The organism is Actinomadura sp. WAC 06369 (genome assembly GCF_003947565.1).
In the GTDB taxonomy this organism is placed as follows: Bacteria; Actinomycetota; Actinomycetes; order Streptosporangiales; family Streptosporangiaceae; genus Spirillospora; species Spirillospora rifamycini.
This window is the reverse complement of the sequence record NZ_QHJN01000059.1, coordinates 27907-42445: the sequence shown is the minus strand read 5'-3', so window position 1 is coordinate 42445 and position 14539 is coordinate 27907. Positions and strand designations below refer to the sequence as shown.

The window sequence follows — 14539 nt, the reverse complement described above, 5'->3', positions numbered from 1 at the left end:
TTCGCGGGGCGGGCGGGACCCGCAGTAGCCAGACGGCGCTCACGGCGGTCACCGCGGCCATGAGGAGGAGCAGGACCCGGTAGTCGACCGCCAGGGACAGGGCCGCGCCCAGGGCGATCGAGACGGTCTGCGGGGTGCTGACGACGCCCATCGCCGCGGACAGCGCCCGTCCGCGCAGGGCGTCGGGTGTTCGCCGCTGCACCGCCATGACCAGGCCGACGGTCGTCCAGGACATGCCGAAGCCGAACAGGAACGCCCCCGCCGCGACCGGGAGGACGGCGGGCGCCAGGTAGACGAGGGACGCCGCCGTCACCAGGGCGAAGCCCAGCATCACCGTGCGCAGGTCGCCCACGCGGCGGATGGCGGCGCCCGCCGCCAGGCCGGCGCAGATGGCGCCCGCGCCCTGCACGCTGCTCAGGACGCCGATGAACGCGGGGGCGCGGTGGAGCCCGTCGTCGACGATGGAGAAGACGAGCGTCTGCGAGAAGCCGGTCACCAGCATGCCCAGGCCCAGCGCGCCCACCAGCGTGCGCAGCGGCGGGGAGCGGTAGATGTGGCGCAGGCCGGACAGCACTTCTTCGCGCAGTTCCAGGGCACCGGTGACGTGGCGCTGGTCGCCGGGCGCCCGGATGAGCCACACGCATACCGCGGCCGCCAGGAACGTCGCCGCGTCCAGCAGGGCCACGACGTGGCCGCCCGCCACCGTGAAGAGCGCCGCGCCGAAGAGGGGGGCGAGGAGCTTCACGCCGTCGGCGGAGGTCTGCAGGAGGCCGTTGGCGTCGGGGAGCGCGTCCTCGTCCACGATCGCCGTGACGAGGGCGGCCTGGGTGGCGGTGATGATCACACCGGCGATGCCGTAGCAGAGGATGATCGCGTACAGCAGCCAGACCTGGTCCTCGCCGCGCACCAGCAGGCTGAGCAGCATGACGCCCGCCATCGCCAGGTTGGTCGCGATGAAGATCTGGCGCCGCGGGAACCGGTCGATGAGCACCCCGGCGAACGGGGCGAACAGGAACGGCAGGGCGACGAAGAAGAACGCGCCGCCCGCCGCGGCATTGCTGCCGGTCAGCTCCTTCACCCAGATGCCGAAAGCGATGATGAGCGCCCGGTCGCCCAGGGTCGATAAGGACTGGCCGGTGATCAGGAGCCGGAACCCGGGATTGGTCAGCAGAACCCTCACAGGCGGCCTCCTCGGCGGCGAGGCGGAACTACAAGACCATGCCATGGCGACGCGTTCAGGAAAATGGAAGACCGGTGGCCGGATCCGGCACTCGGCAATTCCGCATCGCCCATTTACCATCAGTAAAGATCATGTGTCGGACGATCTCCCGGACACCTGAGCGATGGCGCCGTCGTCCTCCCGGCCACCCGTACGGGACGCGACGAACGGGGCTCGAGGCCGCTCGCCGGTAGCCGTCCGTGCGAGGAGGTCGACATGTCGGAGGCGCCGGTCGCGGACCCGGCGGCGGGACTCGCGGAGCCCGCGGCGCTGCTGGATCCCTACTCCCTCTTCGGCCGCATGCGCGAGAGCGCGCCCGTCTACCGCAGCGCCTTCCTCGACTCCTGGGTGGTGACCGGGTACGACGGCTGCGCCGCGGTGCTGCGCGACACGGAGTCGTTCGCCTCGGACTGGCGCCGGATCGGCGAGGCCGTCCCGGAGCCGCTGCTGAGCATCCAGTCGCTCGACCCGCCCGAGCACACGGCCATCCGGCACTTCATGGTCGACGCGGTCCGCGGCCTCGACCCGGGCCCGCTGCGCGAGCGCATCGCCGCGCAGGTCCGCGCCCGGGCCGGGCGGCTGCGCGCGGCCGGGGAGTTCGACTGCGTGTCCGACCTCACCGCGCCCCTCGCGCTGGACACCATCACCGCGGTGCTCGGGGTGCCGCCGATCGACGCCGCGTGGTTCCTGCCCGTGTCGCAGACGATCGTGGACGGCATGGACGCCGGGGTCTGGCCGGAGACCGCGGGGCCCGCCGTGCGAGCCCGCGCCGAGCTGGCCGAATACACGGGCCGCTGGCTGGACGACCCGCCGGCGGACGGGCTGGTGGCGCACGTGGCGGCCAAGGCGCCCGGCTCCGGCATCGCGCGTCCGGTGCTGCTGAACACGCTGCGGGCCGTCCTGCACGCCGGGTTCGAATCGGCGGGGCGGCTGCTCGGCAACGTTCTGGTCGTCCTGCTGGACGAGCCGGAGACTTGGGCGCGCTTCGCTCGGGCCGACCTGTCCCTCGCGGTGGAGGAACTGGTCCGGTACGTGACGCCGGTGCAGGCCGACGGACGGGCGTGCGTGCGGGAGGCGCGCGTCGGCGGCCATGTCATCGCGCCCGGCGAGGCGGTGACGCTGATGCTGGCGGCCGCGAACCGGGATCCGGCCAGGTTCGCCGAGCCCGACGAGCTGGACTTCGCCCGCCGCCCCAACCCGCATCTGGGGTTCGGCCGGGGCGCCCACGCGTGCCTCGGGCAGTCGCTGGCGGTCCTCCAGGCGCGGGTCGTCCTCGGCCTGCTCGCGACCGAGTTCCCGGGCCTCCGCCTCGCGGGCGAGCCCGTCTACCACCGGAACCTCACCCTGCGGGGCGTGGCTCGGCTCAGAGCCCGGCTCGCCTGACCGACCTGGAAATCGTCTCGACAGAAAGGGGGTGGCACGGATGCGTTACCTCCACTGAGTGGCATAGAGGGTGCCCGGCATATCGGGGCACGCTTCCTACCTGCCCCGATATGCCGGGCATTCATTGATCATCAAGCGGCCCGGTTCAAAGGCTTTCAGCACATATCTACAAGGTTTTTGTTTCCGGGCACCACTTTTTCACTGGAGGGCTGTTGAGGGTGTTCGTGCGCACGAAAACCGCCTTGGCGACCGGCCTCGTCACCATGGCCGCCGCCGTCCTTTCGGCCGCTCCGCCGTCCGCCGCTTCCGCGGCCCCGCCCCACGCGGCACCGGCCCGGGAGGCGTCCGCCGGCGGGTCCGGGGAACTCTGGCTGGCGCGGATGCTGGCGGAGTCCACCCGCGGCGGCGACGTGTGGCGGCACCTGCGTGCCTTCGACCGGATCGCCGCGCAGAACGGCGGGGTGCGCTCCACCGGCACTCCGGGGTTCGAAGCCTCCTCGCGCTACGCCGCCGAGGTGCTGACCGCCGCCGGCTACCGCGTCTACCGGCAGCACGTGCCGTACACCGACTACCGGGTCGACGCGGAGAGCGCGACGGTGACCGCGCCCGCCGTCCGGCAGGTGCGCGCGCTGGTCATGCGCTGGTCGCCCGGCACCCCGCCCGGCGGCCTCGACGCCCACCTCGTCGTGCCCCGGGCCACGACGGACGACGCCGCCGGATGCTCCGCCGCCGACTACGACGGGCTGCCCGTGGCCGGGTCCGTCGTGGTGGTGCGGCGCGGCTCCTGCGGCCACACGGCACAGCAGCGGGTCGCCGCCGGGCTCGGCGCGAAGGCGATGCTGATCTACCTGGCGACGCCGAGTCCGGACAACATCTACCGGCTGCACGGGTTCGACCGGGAGGCGTTCACCATCCCGGTGGCGAGCATCCCCCAGACGGAGGCCGAACGGCTCGCCCGGGAGGCCGCGCGGCACCGGGTGCGGCTGCGCCTCGACCTGCGCGGGCACGAGGTCGCGGGAGTCACCACCAACCTGTTCGCCGAGACGCGCGGCGGCGGCGACGGCCGCACCGTCATCGCCGGCGCCCACCTGGACAGCGTGAGCGAAGCACCCGGCATCAACGACAACGCCGCCGCGGCCTCCGCGCTGATGGCGACCGCGCTGCGGCTGGCCCCCCACCAGGGCAAGGTGCGGCACAGAGTCCGGTTCGCGCTGTGGGGGGCCGAGGAGCTCATCGACATCGGCTCCTACCACTACGTGCGCAACCTGACGCCGGACGAACGCGCCGAGATCGCGCTCTACCTCAACTTCGAACTGATCGCCGCGCCGAACGGGGTCCGGTTCGTCCTCGACGGGGACGCGAGCGAGCAGCCGCCGGGCACCCCGCCGGGCCCGCCGGGGTCGGGGGTCGTGGAGAAGGTCTTCAAGGACTACTTCGACCGCGCCGGACTCCCCTACGAGAGCCACGACCTGCGGGCCGTCGGCTCCGACCACGAGCCGTTCATGGCCGCGGGCGTCCCGGTCGGCGGCCTGAACGGCGGCGTCCTCGGGGTCAAGACCGCCGCGCAGGCGGCGCGGTTCGGCGGGACGGCCGGGCGGCTGTACGACCCCTGCTACCACCAGCCGTGCGACACGATCGGCAACCTCGACCGCCGGGCGCTCGGCGAGAACGTGCCCGCCATCGCGTGGGCGGTCGGCCGCTTCGCCCTCGACGTCTCCGACCTGCCCGCCGCCGGCGCCCGGGAGCAGCGACCGTGACGACGCACCACCAGGCCATCGAACCGCCGGCCGACCCGCCCGCCGACCCGCCCGCCGCGTACCCGCCGTCCGCGCCGATGCGGCTCGGCTTCGACGCCGATGCGCTGCGCGCCGACCTCGACCGGCTGCGGCGCCGGCGGTGGCGCGCCCAGCGCCCGTACAGCCAGGACGGCGCCGCCGCGGAGTCCGGCGTGGACTGGCGCATCCTGCCGCTGCGCAGCGTCGGCGGCGACCCGGATCGGACCGACCCGGGCGGCGCGGGCCTGACCGACTTCGCCGACACCCCGTGGCTGGCCGAAGCCCCGGCCCTCGCCCAGGTCGTCGACGCCCTGCCGGCGCCGGTCCGGGGCGTCCGGCTGATCGCCCTGGGCGCGGGGGCGACCGTGCACGAGCACCGCGACTACAAGTACGGGTTCGCACGCGGGCTCCTGCGGCTGCATGTGCCGATCGACACCAACCCGGACGCCGTCGTGGTGATCGACGGCGTGTCCGAGCACTGGACGGCGGGGCGGTTGTGGTTCGGCGACTTCGGCCGACGCCACTACGTGGCGAACGGCGGAGACCGCTCCCGGGTGCACATGGTGCTCGACTGCCTGGTCAGCCGCGAGATCGTCGGGTTGCTGCCGGACGAGTTCCGGGAGCTGCTGCCGCTGAGCGAGGTGATGTTCGCCCGCGATCCGGTGCCGCTCAGCGCGTCCGAACGCGACCGGCTGTGCTGCCGGTTCCGGCTGCCGGGCGACTTCGCGCAGTGGTCGGAGGAGGAGGTCGAGGCCAGGCCCGACGCCGACGCCGAGGTCCTCGCGCACGAGGACCGGCTCGTCCTCGCCATCGACGGCGTGCCCGCCTTCGGCCTGGTGCACGTCGGGCTGGGCGAGTTCCGCCTCACCGGCTGGAGCGAGGAGCGCACCATCGCCGTCGAGTCCGGCGGCCGGGTGCGGATCAGGGAACGCGCCGGCCGGGCCCTCCGCGAGTGGACACGCCCGGCGCAATTCACCCGGGACGGCCGGACGACGTCGCCCGCGCACGACCTCCTGACGACGCGACCCCGTACCGACCAGACAGGCAGGTGACTCGCATGTCCTCCTTCGCCCGGGTCGCTCCGCTCGGCACCGACCCGTACGCCTTCCAGCCCGGTTACTACGACCTCTTCCGCGCCTCCCGCGGCGAGGGCGCCCTCCCCGACCCCCGGTTCTTCGCCGACCGCGCGCCCCGGGACGGGCACGCGCTGGAGATCGGCGCGGGCACCGGCCGGATCACGCTGGCCGTGGCCGAGCGAGCCGCCACCGTCCTGTGCCTGGAGCGATCGGCCACCATGCGCGCGGTGCTGCTGGCCAAGCTCGCCGAACGCCCGCACCTGCGCGCCCGCGTCACCGTGCTCGACCGCGCGGCGCCCCACTTCGACCTGGACCGCCGCTTCGACTTCGTGTACCTGGCGGGTGTGCTGGAGCACGTCCCGCACGCCGAGCGGCCCGCGCTCTTCGAGGCCATCGCCGAGCATCTGGCCGAGGACGGCGAGGTGGCGATGGACATGGTCCTGTCGGAACCGGTACCGGACTGGCCCGAGCACGTCGCCGACGTGGCCTCCCTCGGCGACTGCCGGTACGAGATGTCGTGCGAGGCGCGGCCCGACGGCGACGACCGGGCGCACCTGCGGTTCGTCTACCGCACGTACCACCGAGGCGATCCGGTGGCGACCGAAGTGGTGGAACGCGCCCACTACCTGCACCGGCCGGACGCCGTCGTCGCCGACCTGGCGGCGGCCGGGCTGACCCCGACGGCCGGAACCGCCCTCCGCCCCGTCGACGACGGCGAGGACCCCGGCACCCTGGTCGCCCGCCGGACGTCGTCCACTTCAACCTGAGGAGAGTTCGCGTGCAGGTCATCGGCGTCGGTTTCCTCCGGACGGGCACGACTTCGCTCGCGCTGGCACTCGACCGGCTCGGGTACGGCCCGTGCTACAACATGCGGGTCCTCAACGCGGAGCCGGAGCGCGCCGCCGACTGGGCCGCCGCGCTGGACGGGCGGGCGGTGGACTGGGGGAAGGTCTTCGCGGGCCACGGCTGCGCCGTCGGCTCGCCGGGCACCGCGTTCTGGCGCGACATCGTCGACGCGTTCCCGGACGCCAAGGTGGTGCTCACCGTCCGCGATCCGCGACGCTGGTACGACAGCGCCGCGCAGACCATGTCCGCCGTGCTCGCCGAGCCGCCGCTCCTGGTGCGGGTGCTGAGCTGGCGGGGCCCGCGCCGCCCCGGGTCCGTGGCGGACGTCCTCGACCGCGTGCAGCGGACGACCTGGCAGCGCGAGATCGGCGGGGCGTTCGGCGAGCGCGCGGAGATGGCCGAGCGCTTCGAACGGCATGTCGCCGAGGTGAGGGCGCACGTGCCCGAGGACCGGCTGCTGGTGTTCGAGGTCAAGGACGGATGGGCGCCGTTGTGCGCTTTCCTCGGCGTACCGGTCCCGGACGAGCCGTTCCCCCGGGAGAACGACGCGGCCACGTTCAAACGGCGCCAGCAGCAGGCTCTGCAGAGAACGCTGGCCCCCCGGATCCGCATTCTGGCCACCACCGCGATGGCGACCGCCGCCGCGATCGCCTGGGCAGTACACCGCAGACGGCACCCGAGCCGACCCAACGGGTGACCCGAGGCTCCCGGTCGGACCTCACGTTTCTCGACCCGTCCGGCACTCCGTCTCATCGGCGAGGGCGTGGGTTCTGTGCCCCGAAATCCAGGACGGCTCGGGCGATCTGCTCGGGCTGTTCGTCGACCATGGTGTGGCCGGCGGCCAGCTCGAGCACTCGCAGGTGCGGCCGGTCGGCGGTGAGCTCGGACAGGTCGCGGCGGATGCCGGCGCGCAGCGCCGGCATGAGCTCGCCGACCCGGCCCGGCAGACCGGGCAGGTCGGCGGTGGCCAGGACGAACAAGGCGGGGCAGCGGATGTCGGCCACCGCCGCGACGCCGTCCTGGAAGTGCGGGTCGTCACGGATCCGCCTGGCGAGCGCGGCGTCCGGCCGCAGGAAGACGCCCTCGTCGGTGGTGCGCAGCGCCCGTTGGGGATGCATCGCGGCGTGGGCCTCGGGCAGCGGCCGCTCCATCGCCTCGGCCTGGGCGTCGAAGACGGCCTTCAGCTCCCCCAGGAGCACGCCGAGTTCCTCGTGGTCGATGCCTGCGTAGTGCCGCGGCGCGGTCTCCGCCGAGCGCAGGCCATCGAGGTTGACGATGCCGGGGCCGTCCGGGTGGCGCAGCGCCCACCGGACCGCGACCATGCCGCCGAGGGAGTGGCCGACGACGAGGGGGGCGGCCAGGCCGAAGTGGTCGATGACCTCCTGCATGTCGTCCAGGACCGCCTCCCACTCCCACGGTCCGTCGCCGGACAGCCCGTGGCCGCGCAGGTCCATGGCGACGACCCGGTGCGCGCCGGTCAGCAGCGGCGCTACCGCGTCCCAGGCCAGCAGGGTGCCGCCCAGGCCGTGCAGGAGCAGGACGGGGGTTCCGCGGCCGCCGTGGTCGCGGACGGCGAGGCGGACCGGACGGTCATCGATGGTCGTGTCTAGCGGTGCCACGGGCGCTCTCCTGCGGGCGGTCGAGCCGGTCACGGATGGAGGAGGTGGTGACGCCACCGTCGGGGTGCCTGTCGAGTTTGCCGCGTTTGACCAGGTCGTGGACGCCCTGCCGGGTGATGCCGAGCATCGCCCCCGCCGTGGCGTAGGACACGGCGGCCGCCGCGGGGTGACCGGCCGTGCGGGCCACGGCCCGTCCCAGCGCGGTACGCCACCACGCCGCGGGCGGGTCGAAGGGGGTGTCGCCGGGGAACAGCACCCCGATGAGCCGTCCGGCGGTCCGCGTGGCCCGCTCCCGGTCGGTGCCGAGCAGTTGGGCGGCCCACACCTCGGCCTCCACGCGCAGCCGCGCCCTGATCGGGCCGAGGAGTTCGTCGGACGCCAGCAGGATCTCCAGCGGGTCGAGGATCCGCGTCTCCAGGAGGCGGACCAGCTCGGTCGCCAGTTCGACGTGCTCGCTCGTGGTCGTCACTTGACGGATGCTGGCAAGTACTTGCTCCTCGGCGTCAAGTAGCCGTGTCCGGACGGACCGAGGGGCGCCGCGTCAGCCGGTGCGGAGGGGTTCCTTGGTGAGGCGGATGGTGCCGTCTTCGCGGGCGCGGGGAGCCGGCCGGTATCCCTCGCTCCGGTAGAGGGCGATGTTGTCCCGGCTGCCCGCTCCGGTGGAGAGCACGATGCGGCGGCAGGACGGGTCGGCGGCGGCCTCCGCCTTCCGGAGCAGCCAGCGGCCCAGGCCGCGCCCCCGCAGGTCGGGGGCGACGCCGAGCCGTCCGACGTGCCATTCCGCGTCGACGCGGCGGGTCCGGACCATGCCGAGGAGCCGGCCGTCCCGCCACAGTCCGACCGCGTGCCAGTCCGCGAGCCAGTCGCGCACCTGCTCCACGGACTCGTGCAGCGCGGGGACGGTCCGGGGGTCGTTGGCGAGGGCCTCGTCCACCCAGCAGCATCGCTGCAGGACGGTCACCTCGGGGGCGTCGTCGGGCGTCAATCGCCGCAGGTAGGAGCCCGGCTCGGGCCCGGCCGCGCTCTCGGGCCGCGCCTGCTCGCGCATCGGCCGGAGCGCGTGCGCGAGCCGGACCAGCTCGTCCAGGACGCCGATCGCGGCGTCGGCGGCGGCGGCGGGCGGCCGCACCTCCCCGTCGTGCACGGCGTCGGCGATGCGGAGCGCGACCGTGGCGCCCAGCGGCACCAGCCGCAGCGTGGTCACCACCTGCTTGGCGTGCTGCACGGCCCTCGTGCCCGCCGAGGTGTTGCCGTAGCCGACGAAGCCGACCGGCTTCCACGCCCATTCCCGGGACAGGTAGTCCAGGGCGTTCTTCAGGGACGCCGGCATCCCGTAGTTGTACTCCGGCGTCACGACGATGAAGCCGTCCGCCGCGTCCACCATCGCGCTCCACCGTCGCGTGTGCTCGTTCCGGTACACGCCCGACGACGGGTGCTCCTCCTCGTCGAGGAACGGGAGGCCGAGGTCGGCGAGGGCCAGCGGCACCAGTTCGGCGCCGAGGTCGGCGGCGCGGGGGGCGATCGTCCCGGTCAGCCATGCCCCGACCGCGGGGCCGAGGGCGCCGGGACGGGTGCTGCACACCAGCACGAGGACGCGCGTCTTGTTCGTTGACATGTAAATGAACCTACGGGATAGGTTGTTTACATGTCAAAGAGACCGTCGAGCGAACCCGTGCGCTGGCTGGACCCGGACGAGGAGCGAGCGTGGCGGGCCTTCCGCCGCATGGTGGTCGCCGTCCAGACCGGCACCGCGCGCGACCTCTCTCGGATCGGCCTCTCCGAGGCCGACTACGAGGTGCTCAGCACGCTGTCGGAACGTCCGGACCACGCCGGCGCCCTGCACGGGCAGGCGGCGAAGATGGGCTGGTCGCGCAGCCGGCTCTCCCGGCACGCGACCCGCATGGAGGCGCGCGGCCTCATCCGGCGCGCACCCGACCCGGACGACGGAAGGGGCTGCATCCTCGTTCTCACCGAGCAGGGCATGGACACCCTGATGGACGCCGCGCCCGAGCATCTGGAGTCGGTGCGCCACCACTTCATCGACCGCCTCGCACCGGAAGACCTCGCCGCCCTGGAGCGCATCGCCGGGAAGGTGGAAGCCCCGGACGAGGCGCAGCGGCCGCCCCGCCCCTGAGCCGGTTCCTCTTGCGCCGGCCGACTCGACCAGGCGAGCCCCTGGGTGCATGGGACCCGCCGAACGGTTGACGCACCCAGCTGTCTACGTCAACGTAGTCATCTATGTGAGGAGAACGGCGGCGCGGCCTTCCCCCCGCGGGCGCGGGGGCCGACCATGGATGACGATCGTTCGGACTTCGGAGGACCGATGGCCTTCACGACGGTGATCTACGAGGTGGCCGACCATGTCGCCACCGTGACGCTCGACCGGCCCGACGCCTTGAACAGCTTCAACGAGGCGATGCTCAACGAGTTCGCCGAGATCTGGACGACGGTGCGCGAGGACGACGAGGTGCGCGTGGTGGTGCTGCGCGCGGCGGGCGACCGGGCGTTCTGCACCGGGGTGGACGTCAAGGAGGGCTTCGACCGCCCGGCGAACGTGTGGTCGGAGGAAGACCCGGGGGAGCGGCTCTCGCCGAAGCTGAACCGGGTGTGGAAGCCGGTGGTGTGCTGCGTGCACGGGATGGCCGCGGGCGGGGCGTTCTACTGGATCAACGAGTCGGACATCGTCATCGCGTCGGACGACGCGGTGTTCTTCGACCCGCACGTCAGCTACGGGCTCACGGCGGCGCTGGAGCCGATCGGGCTGGCCCGCAAGATCCCGGTCGGCGAGGTCATGCGGATGGCGCTGCTGGGACTGGACGAGCGCATGTCCGCGCGGCGGGCGCACCAGATCGGGCTGGTGAGCGAGGTGGTGCCGCGCGCGGAGCTGTGGGCGCGGGGCGCGGAGCTCGCGGGGAAGATCGCGGCCAAGCCGCCGGCGGCGGTGCAGGGCACCGTCCGGGCGGTCTGGGAGTCGCTGGACGCCACCCGGACGGAGGCGCTGCGGTCGGGGCTGCTCTACACCCATGTCGGCAACCCGATCGGGACGGCGCAGGTCGACCGGTCGGCGGTGCCCACCCGGTCCTGGACGCTGCGCTGAGCGCGGGCCCCCGACCCCGCGCCGGCCGCGGGGTCAGGGGCGGAGGAGGCGCTTGTAGAGCTTGCCGGTCTCGGTGCGGGGCAGTTCGGTGCGGAACTCGACGGCGCGGGGGCACTTGTGGCCGGCGAGGCGCTCGCGGCAGTGGGCGATGAGGTCCGCGGCCAGCGCGTCGGAGGGTTCGTGGCCGGGCGCCGGCTGCACGAACGCCCGGACCTGCTCGCCCCACTCGGGGTCGGGCACGCCCACCACGGCGCTGTCCAGGACGGCCGGATGCGCGGCCAGCGCGTTCTCGACCTCGGCCGGGTAGACGTTGACGCCGCCCGTGATGATCATGTCTTTGATCCGGTCGACGATGAACAGGAAGCCGTCCTCGTCGAGGTAGCCGGCGTCGCCGAGGGTGAAGGCGGTGCCGCGGAAGACCGCGGCGGTCTGCTCGGGGTCGCGGTGGTAGGAGAACCCGCGGCCGCCGCCGTCCAGGTAGACGGCCCCGACGCGGCCGGGGGGCAGCTCGGCGCCGTCGTCGTCCAGGATGCGGACGGTCATGCCGCGGATGGGGCGGCCCACGGTGCCGGGCTTGGCGAGCCAGTGGTGCGGTTTGGCGATGGTCGCGGCGCCCTCGGTGCCGCCGTAGGTCTCCCAGACGACCGGGCCCCACCAGTCCAGCATCCGCTTCTTGATCTCCGGCGGGCAGGGCGCCGCGGAGTGGACGATCGACTCCAGGCTGGAGACGTCGTAGCGGTCGCGCACGCCGGACGGCAGGTGCAGCAGCCGCGTGAACTGCGTGGGCACCATGTAGCCGGTGGTGATCCGGTGCTCGTGGACGAGGCGCAGCGTCTCCTCCGCGTCGAACGACCCCATGATGACCAGCGGCTGTCCCGCGTGCAGCGCCGCGAGGTAGAAGCTCTGGCAGCCGCCGTGGAACATCCCCGCCGACACCAGGTGCGCGCCTTCCAGCGGCGTGAAGCGGAAGGCGTGCGCGAACGTCTTCATCAGGTCGGCCGCCGCCTCGGGGGCGGCGTCGGGCAGGTCCCGCCAGATGCCCTTGGGGGTGCCGGTGGTGCCGGAGGTGTAGACGAGCGGCGTCCCGGCGGCGCGGTCGGGCGGCGGGGAGTCGGGGTGGCCGGCCAGCGCCTCCTCCTGCGGGACGAAGCCGTCGATGGGGCCGCCCACGCCGACGCGGACGGGCACGGTGTCGACGGCGCCGGCGCGGTCGGCGTACGCGGCGTGGACGATCAGCGCCTTCATCCCGGCGTGCGCGGCGATGGCCGCGACCTCCGGGGCGGGGGACCTCGGGTTGAGGGTGACGTAGCGCCACCCGGCTTCGGCGGCCGCCAGCTGCCAGACGAGGATGTCCAGGTCGTTGGGCAGCGCCAGGCCGATCACGTCGCCGCGCCCGGCGCCCAGCGCGCGCAGGGCGTGCACGGCCCGGTGCGCGCGGGCGGCGAGCCCCGCGAACGTCAGGGTCTCGCCCGCCGGGCAGTGGAGGACGGCCGGGGCGTCGGGGTGGTGCTCGGCGAGGTACCAGACGCCCAGCGGACGGTCCCAGGGGTGCTTCACGCGTTCCCGCCCGGGCCGGCCGGCGCGAACGTCGCCGGGTCGATGCGGTACGGGGTGTAGAGGGTGACCCGGTCGTACACGTCGCCGAACTTCGCCCGGAGGGCGGGGCCGATCTCCTCCGGCGCGCCGGTCACCGCGAACTCGGCCAGCAGGTCGTCGCCGATCAGGCCGGTCATCTCGCGCCACTTGCCCTGCTTGGAGAGGGTGTTGAGCTCCGGCTGGAGGTCGCCGTACCCGTGCAGGTCGAGGACAGGCCGGTAGGCGGGCGTGGAGGCGTAGAAGGCGATCTGCTGCTTGATGCCGCGGGCGGCCTCGGCCGCCTCCTCCTCGGTGCGGCCGGTGACGACCATGGTGGAGCCGCAGACCGTGTAGCCGTCGAAGCCGTCCTTGCCGGCGGCGGCGCGGCCGCGCTCCAGCGCGGGGAGCGTGGTCTCCCGCAGGTAGCGCTCGGTGGTGAACGGGTGGACGAAGAAGCCGTCGGCGACCTCGCCCGCCACCTCGGTCATCCGCTGCCCGACTCCGGCCAGGTAGACCGGCGGGGGGCCGTGGGGGTGCGGCCGCTGGGCGAAGAACGGCGTCATCAGCGTGTGGGTGTAGAAGTCGCCCCGGAAGTCGAGCTTCTCGCCGTCCTGCCAGCAGGCCCAGATCGCGTGCATGGCCAGCACCAGCTCGCGCATCCGCGCGGCGGGGCGCGACCACGGCATGGAGTACCGCCGTTCGATGTGCGCCTTGACCTGGGAGCCGAGGCCGAGCACGAACCGGCCCCCGGAGTGCCGGGCCAGGTCGTAGCCGACCGTGGCCAGCGTCATCGGGGTCCGGGCGAAGGCGATCGCGACCGAGGTGCCGACGGTGGCCGCCGTGGTCGCGGAGGCGGCCTGGAGGCTCAGCAGGAACGGGTCGCCGCCGGCCTCCGCGACCCAGATTCCGCCGTACCCGTCCTCCTCCAGCTTCGCCGCGGCGGCCGGGGCCCCGGTCAGGTCGGCGCCGAGATGGGCATCGATCTTCATGCGCGCTCCACCGATGAGGCAACAAAACCGATTAAACAGTAGTCGGTTTTTCTAGGGCCCTCAATGGGCGTAGGGCGCTGAACCGCCTGCTGGCCGATGGTCGGAGGTCGCTGAAACCGACTAAGGTTATGAGGCATTTGCTACGGAGGGACGAGCGTCGTCCCCGGTGCCTGCGAAGGAGGCCCATGTCCCGGCGACCGATCGGCGGCGCACCGGCGGGACCCGTCCGGATCCCGCGCGGCATCGAGCGGAGCGCGCGGACGTCGGAGCTCGTGGCCTCGTCGATCCGGGCGCAGATCGCGCGCGGCGAGCTGCGGCCCGGCGACCGGTTCCCCGCCGAGGACGAGCTGATGGAGGTCTTCGGCGTCGCGCGGACCACGCTGCGCGAGGCGCTGCGGATCCTGGAGGCCGAGGGCCTGGTCACGGTGGTGCGCGGCCGCAACGGCGGGCCGCGGGTGACCAGCCCGACGACCGAGCACATCGCCCGCGTGTACGCGCTGCTGCTGCAGATCGAGGGCGTCACCGTCGACGACCTCTACGACTCCCGGGCGGCGATCGAGCCGTGGCTGGCCCGCCGGTTCGCCGAGGCCCGCACGCCCAAGGCGCTGGACGAGCTGCGCGCGGCGATCGAGGCCGCCGCCGCGGCCGCCCGGGAGGACGACGGCACCGCCTTCGGCGAGGCGGCGGCCCGGGTGCACGAGACGCTGTTCGAGCATGCCGGCAACGCGTCCATGGCGATCTTCGCGCGGCTGCTCAACGAGCTGGTCACCGGCTTCTACCGGAAGTCGGGGCAGGCCGCGGGCGTGACCGAGCGCAGGCGCGCGGTCCGGTCCTACCGCCGTTTCTACACGCTGGTGGAGGAGGGCGACGCGGAGGCGGCCGAGGCGCACTGGCGGCTGCACATGGCCAACGTGGGCGCGAGCGTGCCCCGGGGTCGCCCGCTGGAGCTGTTCACCTGAC

Annotated in this window: 14 protein-coding genes; 8 read left to right on the top strand and 6 right to left on the bottom strand. The window is 73.6% G+C overall.

What is annotated here, in order from left to right:
* A partial coding sequence (locus DMH08_RS17965; protein WP_158642337.1) for an MFS transporter occupies positions 1-1180 on the bottom strand: 1180 nt, incomplete at its 3' end.
* Positions 1181-1435: 255 nt separating this feature from the next.
* Between DMH08_RS17965 and DMH08_RS17960 the strand changes: the two genes are divergently transcribed.
* From DMH08_RS17960 to DMH08_RS17940, 5 genes are all read left to right on the top strand, one after another.
* Entirely contained in the window at positions 1436-2602 is a 1167-nt protein-coding gene (locus tag DMH08_RS17960; protein WP_125616065.1) for a cytochrome P450, read from the top strand.
* Between the two features lie 224 nt (positions 2603-2826).
* Positions 2827-4359, top strand: a complete 1533-nt coding sequence (locus DMH08_RS17955) for a M28 family peptidase (RefSeq protein WP_199747864.1) — start codon at positions 2827-2829, stop codon at positions 4357-4359.
* The gene (locus tag DMH08_RS17950) at positions 4356-5429 is read left to right on the top strand and encodes an aspartyl/asparaginyl beta-hydroxylase domain-containing protein (protein ID WP_125616062.1); all 1074 of its coding nucleotides are present in this window, start codon (positions 4356-4358) and stop codon (positions 5427-5429) included. Before DMH08_RS17955 ends, DMH08_RS17950 begins: the two co-directional genes overlap by 4 nt.
* Positions 5430-5434: 5 nt before the next feature.
* Positions 5435-6220 carry a class I SAM-dependent methyltransferase gene (locus DMH08_RS17945; RefSeq protein WP_051301347.1) on the top strand — a complete coding sequence of 262 codons (786 nt, stop codon included), beginning with the start codon at positions 5435-5437 and terminating at the stop codon, positions 6218-6220.
* 11 nt (positions 6221-6231) lie between these two features.
* Positions 6232-6996, top strand: coding sequence for a sulfotransferase family protein (locus tag DMH08_RS17940; RefSeq protein WP_051301348.1), 765 nt, complete (start codon positions 6232-6234; stop codon positions 6994-6996).
* Positions 6997-7048: 52 nt separating this feature from the next.
* Here DMH08_RS17940 and DMH08_RS17935 read toward each other — a convergent pair whose 3' ends face one another.
* From DMH08_RS17935 to DMH08_RS17925, 3 genes are all read right to left on the bottom strand, one after another.
* On the bottom strand, positions 7049-7918 hold the full coding sequence (locus DMH08_RS17935; protein ID WP_199747863.1) for an alpha/beta fold hydrolase: 870 nt from the start codon (positions 7916-7918) through the stop codon (positions 7049-7051).
* A complete protein-coding gene (locus tag DMH08_RS17930; RefSeq protein WP_125616059.1) occupies positions 7890-8387 on the bottom strand; it encodes a hypothetical protein in 498 nt (165 codons plus the stop codon). The genes DMH08_RS17935 and DMH08_RS17930 overlap by 29 nt, the downstream gene beginning before the upstream one ends.
* 72 nt (positions 8388-8459) lie before the next feature.
* Complete coding sequence (locus DMH08_RS17925; RefSeq protein ID WP_125616055.1) at positions 8460-9533, bottom strand: bifunctional NAD(P)H-dependent oxidoreductase/GNAT family N-acetyltransferase; 1074 nt, start codon at positions 9531-9533, stop codon at positions 8460-8462.
* A gap of 30 nt (positions 9534-9563) precedes the next feature.
* Between DMH08_RS17925 and DMH08_RS17920 the strand changes: the two genes are divergently transcribed.
* Together DMH08_RS17920 and DMH08_RS17915 are read left to right on the top strand one after the other, a co-directional pair.
* Positions 9564-10052 carry a MarR family winged helix-turn-helix transcriptional regulator gene (locus tag DMH08_RS17920; RefSeq protein WP_125616052.1) on the top strand — a complete coding sequence of 163 codons (489 nt, stop codon included), beginning with the start codon at positions 9564-9566 and terminating at the stop codon, positions 10050-10052.
* Positions 10053-10241: 189 nt separating this feature from the next.
* Positions 10242-11015: an enoyl-CoA hydratase/isomerase family protein gene (locus DMH08_RS17915; protein WP_125616049.1), complete on the top strand. Its 774-nt coding sequence runs from the start codon at positions 10242-10244 to the stop codon at positions 11013-11015.
* Between the two features lie 33 nt (positions 11016-11048).
* On the opposite strand, the gene DMH08_RS17910 is transcribed toward DMH08_RS17915, so the two are convergent.
* Both DMH08_RS17910 and DMH08_RS17905 read right to left on the bottom strand, forming a co-directional pair.
* Positions 11049-12572: an AMP-binding protein gene (locus tag DMH08_RS17910; RefSeq protein WP_125616047.1), complete on the bottom strand. Its 1524-nt coding sequence runs from the start codon at positions 12570-12572 to the stop codon at positions 11049-11051.
* Positions 12569-13579, bottom strand: coding sequence for a TIGR03617 family F420-dependent LLM class oxidoreductase (locus DMH08_RS17905; protein ID WP_125616044.1), 1011 nt, complete (start codon positions 13577-13579; stop codon positions 12569-12571). Before DMH08_RS17905 ends, DMH08_RS17910 begins: the two co-directional genes overlap by 4 nt.
* A gap of 185 nt (positions 13580-13764) precedes the next feature.
* Between DMH08_RS17905 and DMH08_RS17900 the strand changes: the two genes are divergently transcribed.
* Positions 13765-14538, top strand: a complete 774-nt coding sequence (locus DMH08_RS17900) for a FadR/GntR family transcriptional regulator (protein ID WP_125616041.1) — start codon at positions 13765-13767, stop codon at positions 14536-14538.
* The last annotated feature ends 1 nt before the right edge of the window (position 14539 follow it).

Coding starts and splice junctions, on each gene's coding strand:
- DMH08_RS17960 (WP_125616065.1), top strand. CDS start 1,436: ATGTCGGAGGCGCCGGTCGCGGACCCGGCGGCGGGACTCGCGGAGCCC.
- DMH08_RS17945 (WP_051301347.1), top strand. CDS start 5,435: ATGTCCTCCTTCGCCCGGGTCGCTCCGCTCGGCACCGACCCGTACGCC.
- DMH08_RS17925 (WP_125616055.1), bottom strand. CDS start 9,533: ATGTCAACGAACAAGACGCGCGTCCTCGTGCTGGTGTGCAGCACCCGT.
- DMH08_RS17920 (WP_125616052.1), top strand. CDS start 9,564: ATGTCAAAGAGACCGTCGAGCGAACCCGTGCGCTGGCTGGACCCGGAC.
- DMH08_RS17915 (WP_125616049.1), top strand. CDS start 10,242: ATGGCCTTCACGACGGTGATCTACGAGGTGGCCGACCATGTCGCCACC.
- DMH08_RS17905 (WP_125616044.1), bottom strand. CDS start 13,579: ATGAAGATCGATGCCCATCTCGGCGCCGACCTGACCGGGGCCCCGGCC.
- DMH08_RS17900 (WP_125616041.1), top strand. CDS start 13,765: ATGTCCCGGCGACCGATCGGCGGCGCACCGGCGGGACCCGTCCGGATC.